Raw genomic sequence first — 21,422 nt, 5'->3', positions numbered from 1 at the left:
GATTTAGACTTAGCGACCGTAACACGGGTGAAGAGGCGGATTTCGGATGTCAAACCAATCTGTCTCTTCGCTTTCTACCAAGATAACGCAGTCGTAGCTGTCGCGGCTAGCGAAACTACAGAGCCAAAAAATACGGACAGGGTTAGGTCGGCTCGAACGCCTCGATCTCATCGATGATCTGCTTCGGCTTCTCGGCGTGTTCGATGAACGAGAGGACGTTCTCCGACCATCCCGAGATGTTGTAGACGTTCTCGTAGCCTTCTGGCGTCACCAGGTCGCCGTAGGCCGCGAGATCGACGAGATACAGCGCGGTGTCCGTAGACACCTCGTCCCGATACGCATCGAACGCGTCCTTGACCGTCTGGGAATCGCGGGCCGTGAACGGCGTGTTGTCCCAGATCTGCATATCGGTGAAGACGACGATGCGTTCGACGGGCTCACCTCGCTCGCGGAGGTAATCGATTGTCTTCCAGCCGTTCGTCGAGTTCCCGACGTCCTCGTCGATCGCCAACACCGCCGCTTGGCGCTGCAGGACTGGCGTGTCGACGTGCATCGGAACGGTCTGGAAGTCGTCGCCGAACCCGCCGACGTCAGCACCCTGGTCGGCCAGGATCGCACCGAACAACGCACCGATCTCCTTCAGTCGGAGCGTGCTGTTCGCGGACAGCCGCTGATCCATCGATCCCGACAGGTCGACCGCGACAAAGGTATCGCCGAATCCGCCAGGTACCGTCTCGATCGCGACATCAATTGCGTCTTCGAGCCACTGCTCGACCGTCGGTGCCTGGACATCCGCGTCTTGCAGCGCGGTGTAGGCCTGGTAGTACCGGAACGGGTACAGCGGCGCGTGTCGGACGGCCTCTAGGTCGAGGTGATCCACGACGGTGTCCTCCGGAACGCCGGCTTCGAGCATATTCCGGAGGTTCCGGATCGACGCGAAGATGGGCAGCGTGTACTCGTCGTCCTCGATGAGCAGTTCCCAAGCGGCTTGGGTGTTGCCGCGCTCGGAAATGACCGTCTCCCAGGTGTTGGGCGACGGCAACGGGTCGACGTCGGGATAGTCGTCGAGGCCGCCACGCATGAACCGCTCGAAGAGCGCTTCCTGCTCGGCGTCGACGGGCGTGGGGTGGACGCGGTTGAAGACGTCGTGCAGCGTCACCTCGCGCCGCGACAGGTCGTACTTGCCCAGCGTGTAGGCGTCGGCCATCTCCACCAGCGCGTCTTCGATCCCGCGTCGAAGCGGCCACGGCGCAGTCCCGCCGAACAGCTGATCGTGGACCGCGAGCGCGGTGGCCGTCTCGTCCATCCGCTGGATGATCGCCGGGGCCCATTCGCGGATGAGCGACTCGGGAGAGTCGTCCTTGAATCGGTCGTCGTTGGCTGCCAGCACGAGTAGTACTTGTGGGATGTCCCGCAAGTAGAGCTCCTGGCGCGCATAGGCCGCGAGCTTCAGGACGAACTCCGGGTCCTCGTTTGCGGCGGCATCGAACTGGCGAACGACAGCAGCGAGCTGTTCGTCATCGGTCTCGTAGAACGAGCCCTCCAGCAGTTGGTTGATCGTGCGCTTGTACAGTGCGAGTCGGGGGTCGGCAGGCTCGAACGCTTCCCCACCTTCGTAGTTGGTGGTCCGCGTTGCCTCCGCGACCGTTTGCTTTGGCGTGTTGAATTCCATCCTATCACCCGGAGCCGCAACAGGCGACTCCGATCGCAACTGCCCACTCGCTCTGTGAGCAGCGAGTCTTGGGAGAGAAACTCCCCGAACCAGCCTCGCATCGCTCGGCTGGACGTTCCCGGCACGATTCGAACGTGCGACACCCGGCTTCGAAGGCCGGTGCTCTGTCCTGACTGAGCTACGGGAACACGAGTGGCCGGACAATTCCTGGAGCGAACGACGGGATTCGAACCCGTAGAGTGCCATCGACGTAGCGCTCCAGATCGACGGCCACTGGCGACACGGCGACCGGAAAACTGTCGGAGCGGAACCGGTGTCGAGCGTCCTCTCGTACGCTCTTTGTCCGGGATGTTCTCGATGGACTGCGCCACCGACAGGATTTGAACCTGCGAGTTCCTGGCGAAGCAACGCTCCGACTCGACGGTCGCCACGTGCGGTCGGGGAATCGGTGGTGCGACGGGCTATGACTCCCGTTGGTGTGCTTTGCGGGCGAAGAAACGCACCACCTCGACGACCACACGCTTGGGGAAAGCCGACCGTGACAGCGTCACGGATCCGTGGCTGCCCGCTATGTCAGACACGGAAAAACGCTGTCAGAGCCAGCCCCCCGAGTACTCCCGAGGGGAATCGAACCCCTGGCCTCCAGTTTGAAAAACTGGCGTCTCTCGCCAACGGAGACTCCGGGAGCGCTGGAGAGTAAATCAAGCACCGAGGTGTGGGCACGCACGGGTCACTGCAGCCGTTCGAAGCCCTCGAGTTGGCCGTGCGTGAACGTTACTTGATACGTGACGAGTGTATCGAGACCCTCGAAGGAGTGTTTAAGCTTGAAGCGGCCGTGGTAGTCGTCTCGTTCGATCCAGCCGTCGTGGACTCGGTTCCGACAGCCGGCCATGTAGCGAAAATCGTCCTCGTCGACGTCGTCACGGCTCGCGTATGGCCGGTCTTCCGGCGGGACCGCTTCGGTGTGCCACTCCTCTTCGAGGAGCCGACCGTCCGCCGTAATCCGAAATGTGGTCATAGTCGGTCGATCGATGCCTTTCGTTTGCCAGTCGACGTCCTCGGCAGGAGTTATCCCTTCGGGGTACTCTGGCAGGTGGACGTCGTCGTAGAGTTCGACTGTATCGAATAGTCCCATTGTTGTCCTCCATTGCGGGACCAGGAGTCGAACCTGGACCTCGGGGATATGAGCCCCGTGGACTGCCATTATCCTATCCCGCAGCACACAATTCGGAACTCACTCATGGACATCTCTCAGTTCTCCACAGTTGTCCGTCCCTCAGTCCCGTGGGCTGGAAGTGAGAGGTCTCGGACTGTTGGAGAATGCTCCAGCCCGGATTCGAACCGGGTGCTCGGCCGTGAGAGGGCCGTGAGTTTGGCCGCTACTCCACTGGAGCGGGTTGGCCTCGTCTGGAACGGGTCGTCGGCCAGTGGGACGGGCAGGATTTGAACCTGCGTGTTCTCATTACAGGTGAGACGAAGGAACTCTCACCGTCGCACCGGGTCTCCGGTGAAAATTCGGCGAGAGTGTGTGAATGCCAGGCTCTTCCACCGTCCCGCAGTCTCCCCGGCACGACTCGAACGTGCGTCTCCTCCTCTACAGGGAGGCATCGTAGCCGTTAGACCACAGGGAGAAAATGTCGCCGCGAGGATTCGAACCTCGGAAGGACCTACGCCAGCGAGTCTGAACCGCTTCTCGTCGACCACTTGAGTACGGCGACGGAACGGTGAAGCGAGAATTGTCTCCCGGCACGATGGCCGGATGCCGCCACCAGGATTCGAACCTGGGAAGGACTAACCACACGGGTCTCGACCGTGTCCGTTCGACCACTCTGGCATGGCGGCGCAATTCGAGAATCGCCAGCGACTCTGCGAATCACTTCGGTACGCAGCGGCGGGAGAGCGATTTGAACACTCGTGTCCTTGCGGACGCTACGGTTCCAACGCAGTCCCTTGACCAACCTAGGGAAACCCCGCCAACGGTGAGACGGAGAGTCGAACTCCGAAGCCTCGCGGCTCTCGGTTTCACACCGAGCGCGGTCGCCTATCCGCATGTCTCACCATCTCCGTCGGAACTTGCTTCGACAAGCCCGCCTCGCGTTTCTCACCGGGACACCGGAAAACGCGCATTACTCAGCTTCTGACCCTCACTACCGAGGCGAATGTGCTCATCAGCATCCAGTCACAGCAGGGATGGTGTCACCTCGTTCCGTGGAAGTATGCGCCGCCCTCGGTGACGCAGATTTCCACGCTTCCAATCGTGTCGATAGACGTTGTTTCACCGATCGGGACGTGACGGAACGCTTCCTCCTCGCAGGTAGGGCAGACATTCGTTGTCATGACGCCGCGACCCGGATTCGAACCGGGAGACCGATAGCAGACGGCCACGGCATAGCAGGCCGCTGGGTTCCCCAATACCCAGTCGCGGCACAGTGAGCCGACGCGGATTCGAACCTCGGTCCTGTGCGCCCAAGGCACAGATCGTCGTCCGCTGGACCATCGGCTCACTGGACTGCCGAGCGTTCGGCAGCTGATTATCTATCTGTACGACTTTCCAACTGCGCAACCGCGACCGAGTAGTCGTGGTTGCGCGTCTCATCGCGGGGGCGTACTTCGGGTGTTCCCGGGAATACCACACCGGCTCATGTAGGTTGCAGACCCTGCTGGGCCCAGCATCGTCGGAACGATCCAGCTGATCGCACCAACGGGCTGCCTACCTCGATGGGTATCCCCACGTGGCCACGCCACGCATCCACGCCGACGCCGGGATTTGAACCCGGATCACGGCCGTGACAGGGCCGTATGCTCGCCGGATTACACCACGTCGGCATGTCGCCCCGGCCGGAATCGAACCGGCGACCTCCGGATTCAAAGTCCGGCGTCCCTCGCCAGCGGAGACTCCGGGGCTCGACGTAGCCGCAGCTCTCGCTGCGGGGCTGTTGGCTAACGACTTCCGTACGCTCAGCGCGGACGAAGTCCGCTCGCTCCTGTATCGAACGAACGGAAACCAATCAGCCGCGAGCCTGGCACCCCGCACTCACATCAGGCTGTGTCCTGAGCGAGTACTGGGCACAGGCAGGCGGCAATCCCGTGTTCCCCGACCCGTGACGGGTAGTCCGTATAGGGGCCGAGTTATGCGGGTGGGAGTGTCCGGACGTCGCCGGATTGCGTCGAACTCTCGTATTCGAAGTCGACGTGGATCCGGCGGTTTGCGCCCGGGCTCTTCGCACGCTGATCTTGTAGGCACTCGCCGAACACGGGGCCCGCGGCTAAGTGAGAACGAGCACGCCGCGGGGTGAGGCGAGTGATGATCATCGTGTTGAACTCTCTCGGTTTGAGGGGTGTATCGGACGTCAACCTGGAATATCGTGGCAATTGTATTAAAATTAGTTAGGGTGTGTTACCCACAGGCACGGCAGTCTCACTCCAAGATGCTGTTGCACACGACGTTTAATGGCCTAGCATCGGCTGGCGTCGATAGCTGGACGCTGGCCGGTGTTCTCGGTTGGACCCACAGAAACTATTTACACCAACCTGCTCTCTGTGGCGATAGATGAGTGGCCGATCGCCGGTCCGGTGCTAGCCGGGAGCCCAGTCACACGGCGTGACTGACGGTTCTCGGTTAGATACCAATGACCGAGAATACCGACTCAAACGAATCTCAGAAGCCAGGGAGTGCAAACAGCGGGTGTTCCAACCACACCGAACAGCGATCATCCACTGGATGCCAGGGTAGTGGTGCTTCCCCGCCGTGCGATGCGTGTGATACCACCCAGTCCGACAAACTCCACGAAGTCTCTCTTGGTGAGCGGGCGTATGATGTGTGTGGAGATTGCCTCCAGCTCCTCGTTGACGACGTCGAGGAGTACCACTGGTGGGACCGCCTGACTGAAGCGCACTACAATCGCGCTGCCGAGTTTCTCCGCTCCCTTGGTGCAGTCTGGTGTGTCAAAGATCAGGCCTACGCTGGCGGGGAACTGTGGGTCCACACGCCCTATTGTGACGCTGCCGTCGTCAGAGATGTGTGTGACCACTTTGGGTTCCAGATTCGCTGGTTTAGCGTTGTATGCCCCGTTGACGATGGCTTCGAGTGCGTCTCCGAGCACGGGCCCTGTATCGAGATCAACCTCACGTTTACAGCCCACCGTTCGGATCCACTCCCGCTTGAATACGACATTCAGAACGACGTGGCATACCACGAGATCGAGTGGCTTGACGAGTATCGGCGCCTGTTCACGTCGCCTCCCGAGTAGTTCGGACTCGCAGATCGAATTGCCTCTCCAAAATACGGTTGCACAACTGTCTCACTATTTGACGACTCGATCTGTGCGCCAAGAGTCTGTATTCCACTCTACCCGATATGGTTATGAATACATCAGAGAGATTGGAATTTGTGAGAGGGGACGGAGCTACGGGTTATCGACTGTTTGCGGGATCGGTCCTGCACGGTTGGCGAGTTGGCCGATGCAATGATAAACACAAATCGTGCGAGACTTTATCCGTCGGCAGAGCCAAGATTTGCCTGACCAATGAGTCTGGACGACGCGGTTGAGGAGGCTCTCGCAACATACGGGATGTCGCGGAGCGAAGAGGCCGAAGAAACCGGCCGAACAGTCGCGACGCTCCAGGACTAACGTACGCCGCTTACTCGAGAGTCCGAATTTTCTCTGCGAACTCCGCCTTAGATAGTCCAGGGATTTCCATCAGCTCGGGGTTGTCGGTGCGCTCAACCGCCTCTTCGACGAATTCGATCCAGAGCTCCTCGTGCGCTGTTGCGTAGACTGTTTTCGCTTCTGCAGGATACATATCCAGCTCGTATGCCGTCAGGTCGATCTGGACCTCGTGTTTCCGCTCAAGCGTTGTCGCTCCGAAGTCAGAGAGATGTTTGAGGAGCACATTCTTCCGACGAACCGTCAAGAGACGCTTTGACTCGTTAATATATTCGTTTACCCACTCCCGCCAGTCGTATGTCTCTGAGTCGATTTCCACGGAGGTCTCTGGCATCGAGAAATCGGGAGCAATACGACGGAGGTAGAACTGAACCAGGGCAACAGCAGTCCGATGGTTCGCATTCGGAAGCACGTGTTTGAGAATGAGATTTGAGGCGAGACGGCCTGCAACATCAGTCGCGTTGCCCTCCCACGACACCCGGTTGAGCGCGTCTGGGAGTGCATCGATGTCGATGTTCTTGTACGCTTCAACAGGAACTCCTTCTTCCTCCTCGTTCTGGGCTATGAGCGCTTGATAGATCTCGAGGAGCCGGGCAACGATGGTACCGTTATCAGCACCCATCTCAGAGAGTGCTTCGCCAAGATCGAATTCGAGGTCGCCGACGTCCCCACCACCGACGCGGGAGGTATAGATACCGAAGAACTCGCTGTCAAGATCGTACTTGCGAACCTTCACCGCCACGTCATCGTCGTACTCGACAATCCTGGCAACGATCTCTGATGGAGCCTCGTGGACAAAATCAAGAGAGAACTGATTGTCGCCCGGATGGTGATAATAGACGTGACCCATCTCCCTGATTCGCTGTACTTGGAGGAGCATCTTAATTCACGCTACCTTTCGGACCGACCTGGCATCAGGATTCCATCGAATCGAGTCTCTCCCAGTCGACGTTGATTCGGAGATGATACTCACTGTCGTAGCTTCCCTGTTCGGATCGCATTGGGTTGAGGAGCGGACACCCGCTCGTGAATGACTTGAGGAGCGTCTCACGCGCCGGGAGGTCAATGCCGAGCTGGTCGGCGAGGTAGACGATCGGTTTGGTCGCAGCGCCGTTGTCGGGCCGCTGGAGGCACTCAACGACCGTCGCCCACGAATAGTCTCGATCCTCCGCGACGACTATCGCCTGTACGAGTTCTCGGATGCCGCCACAGAGTTCGAGATGGTCGGTACAGTCAACGGTCGTCTTTTCCACATCTGCGACGTTCACCGCGGTGTCCTCGATGAGCCTCGACTCCTAGCCGCAGAATTTGATCTTGAGCGGAGCGGCTACGTCCGTGAAGTCGGTCAGTCAGGCTAACCTCCGGGACTAACGGCAGACTATCGCTCCCTATTCTCTGACAACCACTCCTAATCTGGACGGGGCGCGTTCTCGTACTTGACCATCTTCTCGGGCTTATCGGCGATGGTGTCGTAGATCTGCTGAAGTGTCTCCTCCGCGGCGAGCAGATTGTGCGTCTCCAAGAACTCGCGACCGTCTTCGGTGAGGCCGTAGAACTTCCAGGGATACCCCTGCCGGCGCTGGTTGTCGTCCAAAGCAACCTCCGTGACGATGCCGGCGTCGATCAGCTTCTGGATGTGCTTGTAGACGGTCGCATCGCTCACACTGGGATTGAGCTCCTCGAGTTCGTATATCGATGGGAGCTGTTGGGGGTGAGCGAGAATATCGCTGATAAGCGAAAACCGTGTCTGCTGTGTAATGAAGTGGATGACTTCCCGTGGTGTCGTGTCGTCACCGACACCCGAACCAGCCTCCATACCGATGTATTCGACCGGGCGTAGTAAAGTAGTTTACCCGAGAGTAAACTACCGGGCCGACTCACGATGATGAGTGTACCGCCAAGCGGGTAGGACAGGATAATTCACTGGTCTTCACGCTCTTCCCACCCCGGACGTGGTGTCGGGGACGGGAGTTCGTCAATCTCAGTTCGAAGTTCGTCCTCTGTCGTCCACGGGAAGCACCGTTCGTGGAGTTCGAATTTACGGAATTTGTTGAGATGGACCCAACTGTACGTTGCCGGCTCTTCGTCCTCATCTGCCCGGTCGTCGATCACATCCCACACCTCCTGTTCGTCGATGTCGAGACCGCTCTCTTGGGCGCGATCAACGAGCGACTCGACGTTTGCTTGGACTTCATCCGCCGAAAAATCGTCTGTGAACGCTATCTCAAGGGCGGCCTGAATGACGTACTGTGGCGAGTCAAGGTTCTCGTCAGTCACCCACGCGTAATCACGTGGGAACACGTACGACTTGTCGAAATACGGCGGGTCATCGATCTCGCCCAATTCAGGCGCCTCCCCACCACTCTCCTTCTCGAAGACACCGACGATGTAGTCGCTGTACGTCGCGAGCAACGAAAACATGATATCGAACGTATTGAGGCGGTCAGTCGGAAGTTCGAGGAGATCACCCATGATGAACGGATAGGCACCGAGCTGCTTCGTGAGTTCGTTCTGAACGGCGCGAAGCCGGCGGATATAGGGGTCGCGATAGCTCCCCAAGATGAAATACGATGTCCGCTGGCTCCAGAGATACGGCAATTCACGCTGGGTGAACCGCCAAATTTCCCGTTTCTCTGCAGGCTCAAGTTCGATGCCCCCGACGGCCTCGTGAACAACGGTCATAATCTCCCCAGGGTCCGGCGGCGGGCTTGGGTCGGTCATTAGCTGCCGATTCAAACCACACCACCTTATCCCTTCTGAATCACTTTGGTTTTTTCTGGATTAACCAACTTGGATGACCCTAACTGTTATAGCGCCCTACCTCGTACCAGCACGTATGAGCGAAACCGACACTGGCGCGGCCGATGCAGGGCCGTTCGCGGAACAGCAGCGGCTGTTCAAGCTGCTGTCCCAGGATACGCGCCACCTCATCATCCAGGAGCTGCTGGGCCACCCCACCCATCTGATGTCGCTCGCCGAACTCGAGTACATGACCGGGAAGAGCCAGGCAGCCATCAAAGACCAGCTGGAGACGCTGATCGACGCCGGACTCCTCGCACACTACACGTACGAACCAAGTGAGGGAAAACGTGATCTCCCGGCACAGTTCTACGGGTTCACCGAGCGAGGCGTCGAGATCCTCCACGACTACAAGTATCTCCGTGGGCTTCCGGTCGCACGCGCTCTCTACGAAAACACGCGCAAGACCGAGAAAATCGAGCGGCACGAATCGGCCCCTCGCCCGGAGCTTCCGGATGCCGTCGCGGAAGCCCTCGAGTTCGACGAGCCCGATCTCGACGCCGTCGATGGTGGCACAAACCCATAGTTCGTCGTTGAACAGCACCGTTCTCGACGCTGCAGAGAAGGTACGCCGACTTCGTACCTTGATCAGGACTCCGTCGGCTCCAGCGTGGCTGGCTCGACGTTGATCCGGAGGCGATACGTGCTGTCGGTCGATCCGGTGTCGGGCCGCGTCGGGTCCAGCAACGAGTACCCACTCGTGAACGACGCGATGAGTTCCTTGCGGGCGGGGTGGTCGATGCCGAGCTGGTCGGCGAGGTAGACGATCCGCTTGGTCGCAGCGCCGTTGTCGAGGCGCTCGAGGTACTCGCCGACAGTGTCCCACTCGCACCCCCGGTCGTCGGCAGTACGTATCGCGGTCGCGAGCTCCCGAAGGCCACCACAGAACTCGGGGTGGTCCGCACAGTCGACCAGCGTCTTTTCTAGGTCGCTGACCTGCACGGTCGTACCCTCGATCGAGGTCGGCTCACAGCCGAAGAATTTCCGCTCGGTGACTGTCGTGACGCGGTACGGGACGCCGTGGATCTCCCGGCTTTGCGCCCGGGTCGGCGTGACGACGTACACCGTCCGGGGGACCTGTTCGGTCAGTCCGTGGTGGCTGAGGGCGCTGTAGTAGCCGATGTACATCGGCTCGGCGACGTGGGCGGCGATGAGGTACTCGTGCGTCGTATACAGGCCCTCTTCACCGGCTGCGAGTGGGATGATGAGAAATCGGCCGGGAAACAGTCGGTCGAGCCAGCCCTTCTCGGTGAGCCGGGAGGCGATCTCGCGGGCGGTGTTTGGGGGGACCCCCAGCGTCGTCTCGATGTCGTCGACGGAGATGATCTGGTGACCCGCGCCAGCGAGCTGTGCAAGGAGTCGACTTTCTCGAGTCGAGAGACCCTGGCGTATATTTTGCGATTGTTCTATGATACTCATACCTGCGTTTATTACATAGAATATGGTCTCAGGCCTGCTTTAGCCTTGCCCCCATCCTTCTTAGCTTCCTTAACCAACACCAAATCATCTAATAGATATGTGTTGGTTAAGAGCCGTGGAGACTGTGGATGAACAAATCGGATGTGACAGATTCTGTCGGCAGTATCTTCCAACCCCGTCTTCTGGCTGGTCCAACTATTGATGGGACATTGGATCGAGTTCGAATTAGTCATTCGATACAAAATCCCGATCGTGATCAAAAACAAGGTGGAGGGGCTTGTTGACGTGCCCACAGCGTTGACTTGCCGGCACTACGAGACACAGGTATGAATCCACGCGATATCATCCGTCGAGACTATGATTCACGCGACGGTGAGGACCCGCTGCGCGTACTGGTGGATACCGCGTCACTGAACGAGCAGCTCGCCGATGGCAACGATGCCGCCCAGCGGGTACTCGACTATGCAGCGAACCGCGAGTTCGAATTCATTCGGTCGCCCGACACGCCACGGCATGAGGAGCTTGAGTGTATCCCACCGTATACAATTGAGACGGCAGAGAACGGGGCTCGAGTTGTCCGGAGCGATGATGATGGGCAGCAAACGACCACGTCATTCTCGTATCTGTTCGGATATCAGGAACGGGCGATTCGGCGGACTACAGCACGAGTCTTCTCCGATGACGTCAACGCGTATGCGACCGAAGTAGAGGACGTCACCGATCGAGAGCTGGCGACAGTCCGGCAGGTGTTCGTCCACGCCGCGCTCAACCATCGTGATGAGGGACACCTGTTCATCACGAACCGAGCGGTCCTCCTCACCAACCGACGGTGGTTCGAAGCGCACTTCCCCGGTGGGCAGTTGAACATCATGAGCCTCAGCGAGGCAGTCGAATATCTCGGGCTCTACCTCCGGTACCGGGAGCAGTTCTGCGCTAGTCCGAACCTCACCGTCGGAATGTTCGGCTGGTACTGGCATCTCTTCCGGTCGTTGGTTCCGCGGTATCACGTGGAGGCCGACGTGGATGACGACTATCTACGAGGATTTAGCACACGATTTCAGAACTTGCTTATCGCCGTCGATGAGATCGGCTATCAGTATTTCCAGGAACCAGATAACCGGACGCAGCTCAACGTCCAGTACCATTTCGACAATGCGATCTCCCTGATCACCGGCGTTTTCGATACACTAGCCCTCAAGACCGTGGAGAAGTATGCTATCGACGACATTCGCAAAGAGTTCATCTCGCTCTCGAACAACCGGGGACGGGATTTTCTGAATGAAGTACGGGAGGCAAACACCGATCTTCGTGATCACATCGCGGACCACATGGCGTACATCAATCTGATCTATGTTCTCCGACCGCTTGTAGTCCATCGCGGAGGATATCAGGACAGTCTCCTCGAGGATGCTGATCAGGGTTGGACAGCGGGAGTCATCCCGCTTGACCGGTTCAACGAGGCAGATCGAGATGCCTTCGAGCGGTATTACCGCGAGATAGATGACGATCCCTTACCCTATGATCCGCTCACTGAGTGGGGGTTGTATCAGGCAGACTGGGCTGATGCGGGCTACATCGAACCATACCACTTCATGAAGGCCGCAGTGAAGACGCTCATCCAGTTTGCTAATGCGTACCTCCAGTTGCTCGGCTATCCGGATTTCATCGAGCAACGCAGAGAGGACGATGAGGGAGCGACGTTCATCGATACCTGTGATCGAATCCGTCAAACCGGCTTGACTGGCTTCTATCAGGTGTTCCCGTAGCTATCTCCGACAGTCAAGGGAACTGGCTGAAAGAGACTGTAATAGGCGTCTTCAGCTCTTCCTGAACGGTGTGGGAATCCCGCCCGCAGTAAAGCGAGCGACTGCTCCGCAGCTGGGACACTCATCGACGAACGCACAGACTCGAAGCGAGGTTTCTAACTCACGAACGCTCCCGCACACGGAACACTCGTACGCGGTGCGATACCGGACTGATGGACGGTGCTGTTGCCGTCGTGTGCGGGAGGTCGCTGTCGGTGTCGCCCTGCCGTGAGACGCTGCTGTCGGGGATCGTTCCTGGTTCGTCATGGACTGCTCGTGATCGAGCTGCCAGGCCGAATCGGGAAGCGTGTCGTAGATGCGATCTGGCTTGCTGATGCCCACATCGAGAGCAGCAGGCTCGGCTGGGTCGCGTGCGTCATCTGATCGGGGCTTATCGACTGAGCTCCCGTCGACGTGTGATGTGTCTCGGTGACCCAGAGGATCCGTCTGTGCCCATACACCGAGTTCGACGGCCTCTGCCTGCTCGTAGAGCACGCCATCGATGGCGGCCGCCAGTTCAGCAAGTGGCTCGAAGATCTCGGACTCCCCGTGTTTCTCGACAGCGTTCTCGAACAACCATTCTCGGAGCGTCGCTGCGGTCTCTCTATCGACGGTGTACGATGGAACAGCGTTCATTAGTCTCTCACTCCGCCCCTCTTGGATGCGACAAACCACACACCGTCCCTATCCCCGTTGATGAGACTCCATCCAGGTGTTAGCGAGGTTGTGGCTGCGCGCGCAGCGACCGCAGGGAGCGAGCACGGAGCGGTGGGTGGGGCGGAGGGGCGTCCACGGGCGGTGGTCGCCACTAAAAGAACGAGGGAGCGCCCCGCTCAGCGCAGGGTGTCCCGTTCCTCTTCGAGGCCGACACCCGGGTCGTCGGTGCCGTGTTCGGCCTCGTATGCGTCAACGAGCTCCCGACTGTACCGCGCGATCCGGTTTCGGGACGTCGGCACGATCGTGCTCGCCGCCACGGCGACCTGCTCCTGGGTGAGGTGCTTGCGCGACAGCAGCCGATCCGCCGCGTACAGCGCCGACGCCGCGACGGTGCACCGTGGCGTTCCCGGCCCGACCGGCACCTGATCGCCGAGTTTCATCAGGTGTTGGGCCAGTCGCCACGTCCGCACGGCTCGCGCCCCGGGGATGGCGTCGTCATCGAGCGCGTCGACGACCGCCATCACGGCGTTGGGCCTGATGAGCGGCGCGTCGAACCCGCATTCACACCGGATCTTCCGCGCCGCAGCGCACACCCGCTCGTGGGGCGCTTTGGTGTGGGTCGCGACCGCGACGTCGATCTCGTCCCGGTTGACCGATGAGGCTCGCGCGGCCAGGAGGACGGCGCCGCCGGCGAGTGCCTCCCAGGCCATCCGCCCGCCCGGCAACCGCGCTTCCGAGGCGCTTCGGAGGAACTGTGCCGCCATCTTGACGACGTGGTCCGGCAAGCTCAGGTTGCCACCGATCATCTCGACGTCCCGCAGCCCCTCGTTGAGCCGCTTCGTCCGCTTGCGCTTCTCGCCGAACTGCATCCGCTTGTGCCACTTCCGGAGGCGCTGGACCTTCTCCCACTGCTCGTTGCTCAAGGGATTACCCCGACCGTCGGTGTTCCTCCCGATCTTCGTGTGCAGGCCCTTGTCCGTCCGCAGCGGGTCCACTGTCTCGATGCTCTGGTCGGCGTCTCCGACCAGGCCCAGGTCGTTCAGCGTCGGGCTCAGGTCCACCCACTCGTCGGCAACGATCAGCCCACAGTCCGTGCAGAACGACTGCTCGTCTTCGGTGATCACCTGGCCCTCACACTCCGGACAGGCGGACCGCCCCGACGGTTCGTGTTCGACCGTCGGCTCGTGACCGCGCTCTTCGGTGGTCGTACTCTGTACGTCCGAAACCGTCTTTTCGCTCGCGTTGTTACTCAACATTGTAGTCCTCTGAAGGCGCTCACCACAGCGCCCGACACCGCGGCCCCAAACCGCGGTTTCCTCGACGTCACGACCGACAGAACCGTCTGCGCGCTCTCGCTCGCGCCTTCGCGAGCGCCCTCCTGGGCGCGAGCGAGAGCGCGCCCGCACGAAGGGACACAACCAGCGCCGCGCGCCGACCCGCCCGGAGCGAGCGACCAGCGGAGAAAGCGTGGGGGGTGAGCAGCCACGCCGCGCAACCCCTCGCGCTTTCCCGCTGGCGTCGAGGGCACATCCATTTTAGCCCGGAACGGGCGCGGGCGGTGCGGAGAGCGCCCGCACGCCCGGAATGGTCGGTCGCGAGCGACGTGGAGGGCGGCAGCGGCGAGCGGCGCGGGCCGTTGAAGACACACCGGATAGCCGATGTCGTCGTTCGCTATCCCGAGCGCCAGCCTGGCGGACTCAGAAAGGGCGAGGCCGTCTCGACCGTTCCCCGATCCCGCAAGCACCGAGTCCAACGAGACGCGCAGCGTGGGTCGCGGGGCGTCGAGCGGTCGAGGGCTTTCTTTGCTGTCTCCGATGCCACGCGAGCAGGGAGCAGTATCTCACGAGCAAACTCGACGGACGTGACCCTGATGGCTAAGGGAGTTAGCTGTCGAGATCCCGCTAGTGCCGGTGAGCCGGCCAGTTACAGATGTCTCCGTCGCTGATGTGGCAGAAACCCATTACTCGTTCTGGAGTGCGGCGTAGATATCCGCATGCCGCCGGCCGTCGAGGGCCCCCATCTCGAGGGCAATCTTTCGACGTTCGGCGTCGCTCTCGGCCGCCTGATACCGCTCGTACAGCTGGCGGACCTCGGCATCAACCGCTGTCGGGTCGCCATCGTAGACGTCGACGTCGTCGGGGGCAGCGAGATCGAGTGGCTCGTCTTCGAGGTCCACTTTGAGGAGGCGGAACCGCTGAGCGGTCTCGGGGCCGACCAGCTGCGTGACCGTCTCGAAGTCGAGTTGGTCGTCGTAGTACTTCGTCGCGACGAGCTCCTGGAACGGCTCACTGTCCGTGGTCTTGTCGAGATACTTGCGGAGGGCCTCGATGAGCAGGGCAGATCGGTTCGTGTCGTAGACCTCCGCAATAGCGTCGAGGCGCTCGACGAGCGACGCCGGCGAGTGAAAATGAACTCGCTGCAACTCGTCGCTTGGGTCCATACGATGCGTACGTTTCGGACAGACGCTGGTAACGGTTTCGGGGCTGTACAGTACACGCTCTGAGCGTCAGGAATCGGGTATGTCGAACTCAATCGTCACTCTGTGCGGGCAGCTCTGCCAGGAACCGGGTGGCTGCTGTCCCGATTCGGACGCCGTCGACGTTGTCGACGTCGAGGTCCGCCGTAGCAGTTCGAAACGGATACTCCTCAACGAGAACCCGATAGATAACGGTCCGAATAGTCTCCGAGCCATATCTGTCGACGACAGTCGCCGTCGCTTCGTCTAGGTGGGCGTTTTGGTGGTCCACACGTGGGTTCTCTGCTCGCTCGAGAACAAGGTCGACGACGTCATCAATCGGTGGATGCTCGGGGTTCCCGGTGCGCTCACGAACGTCATAGAGTGGCTCAGAGCCAGTCATCATACTTACTCCGTCACGTCCTCGTTCGTGTCTTCCGCCACTGGCTCCAGCCGTCGCTGTCGACGAACCTCCGCGAGCGTGTCCTCGAGCGTCCTGAGATCCTCGATAGCTGCGAGCTCATCGGTGATCTCCTTGAGAAGGGCGGCCCGTTCGATCACGGCGTCATCACCGGCGGTCGTATCGATTGCTTCGACACGGAGTCGGCGCTCCTCTTGCCACCCACAAGCCCAGCACGTCCGGACGACATCGACACGCTCGTCTTCAGCAGCATCGAGCACTGCGTTGGTTAGTGACGTCGACGGCGGTTTGTCCGGTCCGACCTCGAGCGTGACCGGGCCACCGCACGCAGGACAGTCCATATCCGACAGGATGCGCGCCGCGGTCATCAACATCAGGGACCCGTGAGACGGACTCACAGACAGGGCTTTCGAGGAAGCAAACCGGATACCTCAGGCTGGTCGTTGGGACGACAATCGCCCCGGTGACCCAGTAGACGATACGGTTCGTTTAAACTGATACATTTCGGAAGCTGGGACTCCAGAGATGGCCCCTCGGCCGGAGAGAGCCGGCGGCCTTCGCACACTGCATATCGCCTCTTTCTTTGGACGAAAACCGCGATATGCAAGGCGAAATAACGCGCTCAAATCGCAGAATAACCTCGTCGGGCCGATTTGAGACAGTAGAAAATACCTCGACGAGCTCCCGGCTCACTACTATTTCGCTAAAATTGCTCGACCACGGGGTAAGCGGGGTAAATTCGGGAGGTACTGATGAGAGATACGAATAGCCCTGTGTCAAGAACGCCTTGCTGGATGGCCGCGCTCTCCCGGGAGATGCCGAAAGATATCCCTATTCCCGCGAATTTGGGATGCTGAATCCACTCAAAATTGCCCGACGGGAGTTTCAGTACAAACTTGACAGTGGATAAGTACGGGCCGTTAACCAACAATCCGAATCAGGAACAGAGTCTGTTGGTTAACAGTCTTCACCCTCCACTGTTTCCGGAGCTTTTGCTGTCTTCGTCCGTCCGACACAAGGCTTTTCGAGCGCCTCCGTGGAATCACGATTATGCGCCGCCGTGCCCTCCTTGCGACCGCCGCCACGTCCCTCCCCGCAGTAATCGCTGGCTGCACCAGTCCCGGTGGATTGGGTGGAAGCAACGCCGCTGCAGAAGCCCCTACAGCACGCCTCGAACTGACGACGATTGCCGACGCGAAACTCCCGACGAAGGTCCTCTATACAGTCCGCCCTGCTGAAGGGAACGACGAAACGGCACAACTGTTCGATCGGATTCTCGACGGTGGCACGACAACGAAGGCGACACGGCCGCCACTGCCCGAGCAACAACATATCGCCTACCAAGACGGCGTCTACGAGCTGGCGTACGAGGTGATCGAAGAAACGCCGGCCACCAGGTACTCCGTGAAGGTGGATATCGTCACCGGCTCTGTGACCGAGGCCGAAGCTATCCAGTTCGCTGACCTCCCCGAAGTTGATCAAGAGGAATTTGCCGCCCACGGACTCGCTGATGGTGACCCGGTCGGAATCGGGACGACGTTCCTCTATACGGATGCCGAACGCGAGCAATCCGTCCTCGTCCCCGAGTCGGAGTACTCGTATATCATCTGGGACGATGGGACTGAAGCCGAATGGGTCGTCGACGACGCCTACGACACGACGCTGAACACCTATCGCTACACGGCTGACCAAGTGGCACCGGCCGCCGAGTACGGCCAACAGATGCGCGAGCGGTTTACGTTCGAACTTGCGGACCTTCCAGACGCCCAGCGAGAGATCGTCGAGACGGCGATCACGGACGGACCGTACGTTGTCGGGCCCGATGAGACGCCGTCTGATGCGCTTGTGGCGCTCGCAGACCGGTTTCGCGGACACGAACAGGCCCACGGGCTCGACGAGGAGGGTGAAGGTGACCTGAGCGGCACGTATCTGGTTCGGTACCAAGGGGACGTGTATTGGACAACGTTCGTCGTCCAGCATAATGCGTTCCAGACGACATCAGCAAGCTGATTCGGACTATTCTACTGGCATCTTCATTTGACAGATGAGTTGATAGACACGATTTCATGGTAGTCCGATATGTACGGGGAACTCGGTCGGAGCACTGAAGTGGATCCTCGTCGCCTGCTTCGGGCATCAAGGGCTTAGCGACGCGATGCTTGGCGAATCGAATGCCAAGAGGAAATCGAGTCGTACTACGAGTCGCAGTTGGTCCGAGCCGTCGAGAGCATACGGACACCTATTGACTGGGATCGGAACGACATCCGACGAGAACTCAACGGAACACATATAGTCGGTATCACGGACTGGACCTGACGACCCCCTCCCCCCTTTTTCGAGTTGTAAACTCGTGACGGCGGGGAGGGGGTGAACAGCAAGAGGGACTACAAAACAGCCGATTGTGGCGGATATATGCGATAGAGAGGCTGAGTATTTCATTTTCTAACTTGTAGATAGAAATGCGAAATTTTATGTTGCACGTTACCTTACCACAACTGCACTAGAGACAAAGAAAACAAATTGTCTAGCTCCAGATAGACAATTGACATCTCTGGAGTAGATAACCTCTTTATCTCGTCCGTGGTTCTGATCCCGCGTACTATCACGTCTCATTGCCTCTACGCCAACTTCTGTTAACTCAACGCTCGTCAGATAGCGTTTGGTGTGGCCTGTTCCCATCGACTTACAACTCGAAAAAGGGGGGAGAGGGTGCAACATTCGAGATCACCAAATCAGCTTCACCAGCTACCATGTCTGAAACCCGGTATTACTCTCATTCGTGAACAGGTCCTACGAGCGTCGTTCTTTCGCTACTATTCTGGTGCTTACTACTCGAAAATGGGGGGTCTGGGTCATCGAAGAGATTCGACGATAGCGACCTTCGTCGAACCGTTACAACTCGACAACGGAGGGTGATAGATTCCGAAAACGGTATCTGGCTCATACAGAGGATACGGGGCTGTAGTCGTTAGATAGCTTGTTTTCGCCCGGTTACAACTCCACAAGGGTCCATATTTTTATACCCAGGGCTCAAGGGGGTTCATAATGGGACGAGAGGGACGTAGAGCAGGATCGAATAATTCGGAAGGAGAGGGGGATCGTGAATCTTCTGCTGCTGATCCTGAAACTCCTGAGTCGACGGATGAGGAGGTGGAGTCTCCTGGCACGTCACAAATGACCTTCGAAAACGGATCAGATCCCGCCGATTCGCCTCAAGAAGCAACTAACGGCGACGGTGGCGGCATCTCAATTCGTGATCGGCTCCAAACCGAGTCGTCCGGTGGCGTTTTCGCGAACAAAGACCTCGTCCGGTCAGATACCATCATCGACGAGGACCGTATCGTCGGTCGCGACGACCAGCTAGGCCGTGTCGTCGACAATCTAAAACCGGTTCTCCAGAATGAGGGGATCCCCGATATGCTCCTGAGCGGGCCATCTGGAACGGGAAAATCGCTCATCATTCATGCAGTGTGCAAACAGATCGTCGAACTATGTGAATCTCAAGACAAGACCTTCGGGGTCCTCTCTATCAACTGCGAGGGGCCGAAGACTGCAGATCGGGCTGTCTATCGGTTAGTCAAAGCTGCTGCCGACGACCTCGGTGTTGATCCTGGTGTTCCCCAAACCGGCGTCTCAACGGATCAGAAGCTCGAGCGACTGTATGAACTCATGCGAGAGTATTACGACGGTGTCATTTTTATCCTCGATGAGATCGATATGCTCGAGGGGCCGTATCAGGAAGCAGAGTACAATTCTCTCATCTACCAGCTTTCACGGGCTCGCAAACTCGCCGACTTTGATGGTCCCATCTCGCTCACGACGATCACGAACTACGCCGACTTTATGAAGGACCTCAATAGCCGCGCACAGAGTTCTTACAACCCTGACGACATCTTCTTCGACGATTACGATGCGAACCAACTCCGTAGTATTCTCCGCAACCGGCGGGACGCCTTCAAGCCAGACTCACTTGCAGATGACGTTGTTCCGCTTGTTGCTGCGTTCGGCTCCCAAACGCACGGGGATGCGCGGAAAGCGATTGATCTCCTCAGATGGGCTGGCGAATTAGCCGAGCGGCGTGGGGCTGACACGGTTATCGAGACTGATGTCCGTGATGCTCAGGAAAAATACACCGAAAACCGCAAGCTCCGCCATATCAGCGGCATTTCGACTCAAAAGAAACTCTCCATCTACGCTGTGGCGGCCACTGCCCACTACGCAAGAGAACATCCTGAGTGGATCCCTGCTGGACCTGCGTTCAAGACGTACCAATTCATTGCCGATACGATGGATGCGGACCAGTACAGCCGTGAGACGTTCGTAAATCACGTTACAGAGCAGAGTACGTACGGTGTACTGGACTTCGAGCGTCGAGGCAAGGGGCGAGGCAGAGGAGTGCATATGTATTTCTCCCTCTCCGAGGATCCGGAAACGATCATGGAGACGATCCGTGAGGATTCCCGGTTCGAAGATCTAGCTCACGAAGAGGCGACTATCAGCACGGTTGTCCGCGAACGGCTGAAGCAGTTCCGGAGTAAGAACTGATCTCGCCCGTATTCTCCCCGCACTTACTTCTCGAAAACGGGGGGTGTTCGTATCCCGCGCGATGCGTTACAACTCGAAAATGGGGGGTGTCATTCGTCGGGATGTCTCGTTACTACTCGAAAACGGGGGGTGGGTGAGCCAAGAGATTTGACGTGCCGGTCGATGTACTGTGTTTTCCCCTTTCCCTCTCCCATTTACAACTCGAAAACGGGGGGTGTGTCCTACGATTTCTTTGTCGTCGGTACTATTGATGATGCGGAGACGGTGGAGAAACGACGGAAACGCGGGGGGTGTGGTCCCTTCAAAATCAGCGTCACCCCCTCCACCCACATCCAGTTACGACGGAAACGTGGGGTGGGGATCCTCCCTCATCGAGTTTTACTCGTCCGGGTTGACCGGACCTATTCACACTGAGGGGTGTTGGGCAAACCGAACCCATTCACACTCTGGGGGGTGTCGCCTGCTATGTCTCTAATGGTACTGAAAAGAACATCAGACTACAGTTCAATCTCGTCTACTCGTCGGGATTCACTGGCCCTTTGTACTTCGACGTCACCGAATCTCCTTCCCGCCACTGCCAGTAGTAGTAGCGGTTGTCGTTGATCTCCTTGATCGTGATCGTCGCCTTCGCTGGCACGTCGTCCGGGAGGTCATCGGGGCGCTCCTCGATGTCGGCGTCGTCCGCCTCTTCCTCCTCGAGACGAGCTTCACGCTCCTTGTATTCGGCCAACGCCTCGGCGTAGCTGGCAACGTCCCGAAGATGCTCCGATGAGGCTTCGTTGAGCGTGTTGACGATCTCCGTTGGGAGGTTCGCCGGTGGGGTCGGGGGTTCGTAGGACATCGGCTGCTCTCGTGTCGCTCTTATGTAGAATTGTGGAAAGACCCGATAACGAGACACTCAACCGCTGTCTCGACAGATCCTCCAGCGAGAGTGAGTGATCGAACGATACCGAAGGTGTGAGCGGCCTGTTCCAAGCCCTGC

The 21,422-nt window shown here is 58.9% G+C and carries 18 protein-coding genes, 12 tRNA genes and 2 pseudogenes; 4 read left to right on the top strand and 28 right to left on the bottom strand.

The features are described from left to right. Positions 1-142: 142 nt before the first annotated feature. From NDI54_RS20950 to NDI54_RS20855, 20 genes are all read right to left on the bottom strand, one after another. Positions 143-1,672, bottom strand: coding sequence for a TROVE domain-containing protein (locus NDI54_RS20950; RefSeq protein ID WP_138246841.1), 1,530 nt, complete (start codon positions 1,670-1,672; stop codon positions 143-145). A 113-nt stretch (positions 1,673-1,785) separates the two neighbouring features. After that, positions 1,786-1,860, bottom strand: a tRNA-Arg gene (locus NDI54_RS20945). Positions 1,861-2,284: 424 nt separating this feature from the next. Further along, a tRNA-Glu gene (locus NDI54_RS20940) sits at positions 2,285-2,360 on the bottom strand. Between the two features lie 42 nt (positions 2,361-2,402). Beyond that, positions 2,403-2,807, bottom strand: a complete 405-nt coding sequence (locus NDI54_RS20935) for a hypothetical protein (protein ID WP_138246842.1) — start codon at positions 2,805-2,807, stop codon at positions 2,403-2,405. A gap of 12 nt (positions 2,808-2,819) precedes the next feature. Then, positions 2,820-2,890: transfer RNA gene (locus tag NDI54_RS20930), tRNA-Met, on the bottom strand. 103 nt (positions 2,891-2,993) lie between these two features. Next, positions 2,994-3,066, bottom strand: a tRNA-Glu gene (locus NDI54_RS20925). Between the two features lie 34 nt (positions 3,067-3,100). Beyond that, a tRNA-Thr gene (locus NDI54_RS20920) sits at positions 3,101-3,227 on the bottom strand. A gap of 80 nt (positions 3,228-3,307) precedes the next feature. Continuing rightward, a tRNA-Leu gene (locus NDI54_RS20915) sits at positions 3,308-3,390 on the bottom strand. 42 nt (positions 3,391-3,432) lie between these two features. Continuing rightward, positions 3,433-3,514, bottom strand: a tRNA-Leu gene (locus tag NDI54_RS20910). Between the two features lie 47 nt (positions 3,515-3,561). After that, positions 3,562-3,647, bottom strand: a tRNA-Ser gene (locus NDI54_RS20905). A 221-nt stretch (positions 3,648-3,868) separates the two neighbouring features. Beyond that, on the bottom strand, positions 3,869-4,009 hold the full coding sequence (locus NDI54_RS20900; RefSeq protein ID WP_310898254.1) for a hypothetical protein: 141 nt from the start codon (positions 4,007-4,009) through the stop codon (positions 3,869-3,871). A 2-nt stretch (positions 4,010-4,011) separates the two neighbouring features. Further along, a tRNA-Ser gene (locus NDI54_RS20895) sits at positions 4,012-4,098 on the bottom strand. 4 nt (positions 4,099-4,102) lie between these two features. After that, positions 4,103-4,175, bottom strand: a tRNA-Pro gene (locus tag NDI54_RS20890). A gap of 249 nt (positions 4,176-4,424) precedes the next feature. Continuing rightward, positions 4,425-4,498 (bottom strand) — tRNA-Asp (locus NDI54_RS20885). A 3-nt stretch (positions 4,499-4,501) separates the two neighbouring features. Further along, positions 4,502-4,577, bottom strand: a tRNA-Gln gene (locus NDI54_RS20880). 805 nt (positions 4,578-5,382) lie between these two features. Beyond that, on the bottom strand, positions 5,383-5,814 hold the full coding sequence (locus NDI54_RS20875; RefSeq protein WP_310898253.1) for a hypothetical protein: 432 nt from the start codon (positions 5,812-5,814) through the stop codon (positions 5,383-5,385). A 499-nt stretch (positions 5,815-6,313) separates the two neighbouring features. Next, positions 6,314-7,219 (bottom strand): hypothetical protein, encoded by a 906-nt coding sequence (locus tag NDI54_RS20870; protein WP_229504789.1) that lies wholly within the window; start codon positions 7,217-7,219, stop codon positions 6,314-6,316. Between the two features lie 34 nt (positions 7,220-7,253). Further along, positions 7,254-7,607, bottom strand: coding sequence for a hypothetical protein (locus NDI54_RS20865; RefSeq protein ID WP_310898252.1), 354 nt, complete (start codon positions 7,605-7,607; stop codon positions 7,254-7,256). A gap of 140 nt (positions 7,608-7,747) precedes the next feature. Continuing rightward, positions 7,748-8,155 carry a helix-turn-helix domain-containing protein gene (locus NDI54_RS20860; protein WP_114587408.1) on the bottom strand — a complete coding sequence of 136 codons (408 nt, stop codon included), beginning with the start codon at positions 8,153-8,155 and terminating at the stop codon, positions 7,748-7,750. Between the two features lie 104 nt (positions 8,156-8,259). Beyond that, positions 8,260-9,060 (bottom strand): hypothetical protein, encoded by an 801-nt coding sequence (locus NDI54_RS20855; protein ID WP_310898251.1) that lies wholly within the window; start codon positions 9,058-9,060, stop codon positions 8,260-8,262. A 115-nt stretch (positions 9,061-9,175) separates the two neighbouring features. Between NDI54_RS20855 and NDI54_RS20850 the strand changes: the two genes are divergently transcribed. Further along, positions 9,176-9,664: a helix-turn-helix domain-containing protein gene (locus tag NDI54_RS20850; RefSeq protein WP_138246845.1), complete on the top strand. Its 489-nt coding sequence runs from the start codon at positions 9,176-9,178 to the stop codon at positions 9,662-9,664. A gap of 62 nt (positions 9,665-9,726) precedes the next feature. Here NDI54_RS20850 and NDI54_RS20845 read toward each other — a convergent pair whose 3' ends face one another. Continuing rightward, a complete protein-coding gene (locus tag NDI54_RS20845; RefSeq protein WP_310898250.1) occupies positions 9,727-10,557 on the bottom strand; it encodes a type IV toxin-antitoxin system AbiEi family antitoxin domain-containing protein in 831 nt (276 codons plus the stop codon). A gap of 326 nt (positions 10,558-10,883) precedes the next feature. Here NDI54_RS20845 and NDI54_RS20840 point away from each other — a divergent pair, with 326 nt between their 5' ends. Beyond that, entirely contained in the window at positions 10,884-12,323 is a 1,440-nt protein-coding gene (locus tag NDI54_RS20840; RefSeq protein WP_138246847.1) for a hypothetical protein, read from the top strand. Positions 12,324-12,374: 51 nt separating this feature from the next. Here the strand turns inward: NDI54_RS20840 and NDI54_RS20835 are convergent, their stop codons facing one another. From NDI54_RS20835 to NDI54_RS20815, 5 genes and pseudogenes are all read right to left on the bottom strand, one after another. After that, positions 12,375-12,998, bottom strand: coding sequence for a hypothetical protein (locus NDI54_RS20835; RefSeq protein ID WP_138246848.1), 624 nt, complete (start codon positions 12,996-12,998; stop codon positions 12,375-12,377). A 197-nt stretch (positions 12,999-13,195) separates the two neighbouring features. Further along, positions 13,196-14,275, bottom strand: a complete 1,080-nt coding sequence (locus NDI54_RS20830) for a transcription initiation factor IIB (RefSeq protein ID WP_175416488.1) — start codon at positions 14,273-14,275, stop codon at positions 13,196-13,198. Between the two features lie 839 nt (positions 14,276-15,114). After that, positions 15,115-15,459: pseudogene (locus NDI54_RS20825) on the bottom strand (ribbon-helix-helix protein, CopG family); the annotation flags it as partial. Positions 15,460-15,547: 88 nt separating this feature from the next. Continuing rightward, a complete protein-coding gene (locus NDI54_RS20820; protein ID WP_138246849.1) occupies positions 15,548-15,877 on the bottom strand; it encodes a hypothetical protein in 330 nt (109 codons plus the stop codon). Between the two features lie 5 nt (positions 15,878-15,882). Next, entirely contained in the window at positions 15,883-16,269 is a 387-nt protein-coding gene (locus NDI54_RS20815; protein WP_138246850.1) for a hypothetical protein, read from the bottom strand. 676 nt (positions 16,270-16,945) lie between these two features. Here NDI54_RS20815 and NDI54_RS20810 point away from each other — a divergent pair. Together NDI54_RS20810 and NDI54_RS20805 are read left to right on the top strand one after the other, a co-directional pair. Then, positions 16,946-17,905 carry a hypothetical protein gene (locus NDI54_RS20810; RefSeq protein WP_138246851.1) on the top strand — a complete coding sequence of 320 codons (960 nt, stop codon included), beginning with the start codon at positions 16,946-16,948 and terminating at the stop codon, positions 17,903-17,905. Positions 17,906-18,940: 1,035 nt separating this feature from the next. After that, positions 18,941-20,440: a Cdc6/Cdc18 family protein gene (locus tag NDI54_RS20805; RefSeq protein WP_310898247.1), complete on the top strand. Its 1,500-nt coding sequence runs from the start codon at positions 18,941-18,943 to the stop codon at positions 20,438-20,440. A gap of 514 nt (positions 20,441-20,954) precedes the next feature. Here the strand turns inward: NDI54_RS20805 and NDI54_RS20800 are convergent. Both NDI54_RS20800 and NDI54_RS20795 read right to left on the bottom strand, forming a co-directional pair. Then, complete coding sequence (locus NDI54_RS20800) at positions 20,955-21,281, bottom strand: hypothetical protein (protein WP_138246852.1); 327 nt, start codon at positions 21,279-21,281, stop codon at positions 20,955-20,957. 20 nt (positions 21,282-21,301) lie between these two features. Next, positions 21,302-21,422: pseudogene (locus NDI54_RS20795) on the bottom strand (IS1595 family transposase); the annotation flags it as partial.

Origin of the sequence: Haloarcula terrestris, from assembly GCF_031624315.1 — an archaeon.
GTDB classification, from domain to species: Archaea; Halobacteriota; Halobacteria; order Halobacteriales; family Haloarculaceae; genus Haloarcula; species Haloarcula terrestris.
This window is presented reverse-complemented; position numbering and strand designations above follow the sequence as displayed.

What these genes read in the sequence shown, in the direction of transcription:
- NDI54_RS20950 (WP_138246841.1), bottom strand. Translation starts at nt 1,672, where the DNA reads ATGGAATTCAACACGCCAAAGCAAACGGTCGCGGAGGCAACGCGGACC.
- NDI54_RS20935 (WP_138246842.1), bottom strand. Translation starts at nt 2,807, where the DNA reads ATGGGACTATTCGATACAGTCGAACTCTACGACGACGTCCACCTGCCA.
- NDI54_RS20900 (WP_310898254.1), bottom strand. Translation starts at nt 4,009, where the DNA reads ATGACAACGAATGTCTGCCCTACCTGCGAGGAGGAAGCGTTCCGTCAC.
- NDI54_RS20870 (WP_229504789.1), bottom strand. Translation starts at nt 7,219, where the DNA reads ATGCTCCTCCAAGTACAGCGAATCAGGGAGATGGGTCACGTCTATTAT.
- NDI54_RS20860 (WP_114587408.1), bottom strand. Translation starts at nt 8,155, where the DNA reads ATGGAGGCTGGTTCGGGTGTCGGTGACGACACGACACCACGGGAAGTC.
- NDI54_RS20855 (WP_310898251.1), bottom strand. Translation starts at nt 9,060, where the DNA reads ATGACCGACCCAAGCCCGCCGCCGGACCCTGGGGAGATTATGACCGTT.
- NDI54_RS20850 (WP_138246845.1), top strand. Translation starts at nt 9,176, where the DNA reads ATGAGCGAAACCGACACTGGCGCGGCCGATGCAGGGCCGTTCGCGGAA.
- NDI54_RS20845 (WP_310898250.1), bottom strand. Translation starts at nt 10,557, where the DNA reads ATGAGTATCATAGAACAATCGCAAAATATACGCCAGGGTCTCTCGACT.
- NDI54_RS20840 (WP_138246847.1), top strand. Translation starts at nt 10,884, where the DNA reads ATGAATCCACGCGATATCATCCGTCGAGACTATGATTCACGCGACGGT.
- NDI54_RS20835 (WP_138246848.1), bottom strand. Translation starts at nt 12,998, where the DNA reads ATGAACGCTGTTCCATCGTACACCGTCGATAGAGAGACCGCAGCGACG.
- NDI54_RS20830 (WP_175416488.1), bottom strand. Translation starts at nt 14,275, where the DNA reads ATGTTGAGTAACAACGCGAGCGAAAAGACGGTTTCGGACGTACAGAGT.
- NDI54_RS20820 (WP_138246849.1), bottom strand. Translation starts at nt 15,877, where the DNA reads ATGACTGGCTCTGAGCCACTCTATGACGTTCGTGAGCGCACCGGGAAC.
- NDI54_RS20815 (WP_138246850.1), bottom strand. Translation starts at nt 16,269, where the DNA reads ATGTTGATGACCGCGGCGCGCATCCTGTCGGATATGGACTGTCCTGCG.
- NDI54_RS20810 (WP_138246851.1), top strand. Translation starts at nt 16,946, where the DNA reads ATGCGCCGCCGTGCCCTCCTTGCGACCGCCGCCACGTCCCTCCCCGCA.
- NDI54_RS20805 (WP_310898247.1), top strand. Translation starts at nt 18,941, where the DNA reads ATGGGACGAGAGGGACGTAGAGCAGGATCGAATAATTCGGAAGGAGAG.
- NDI54_RS20800 (WP_138246852.1), bottom strand. Translation starts at nt 21,281, where the DNA reads ATGTCCTACGAACCCCCGACCCCACCGGCGAACCTCCCAACGGAGATC.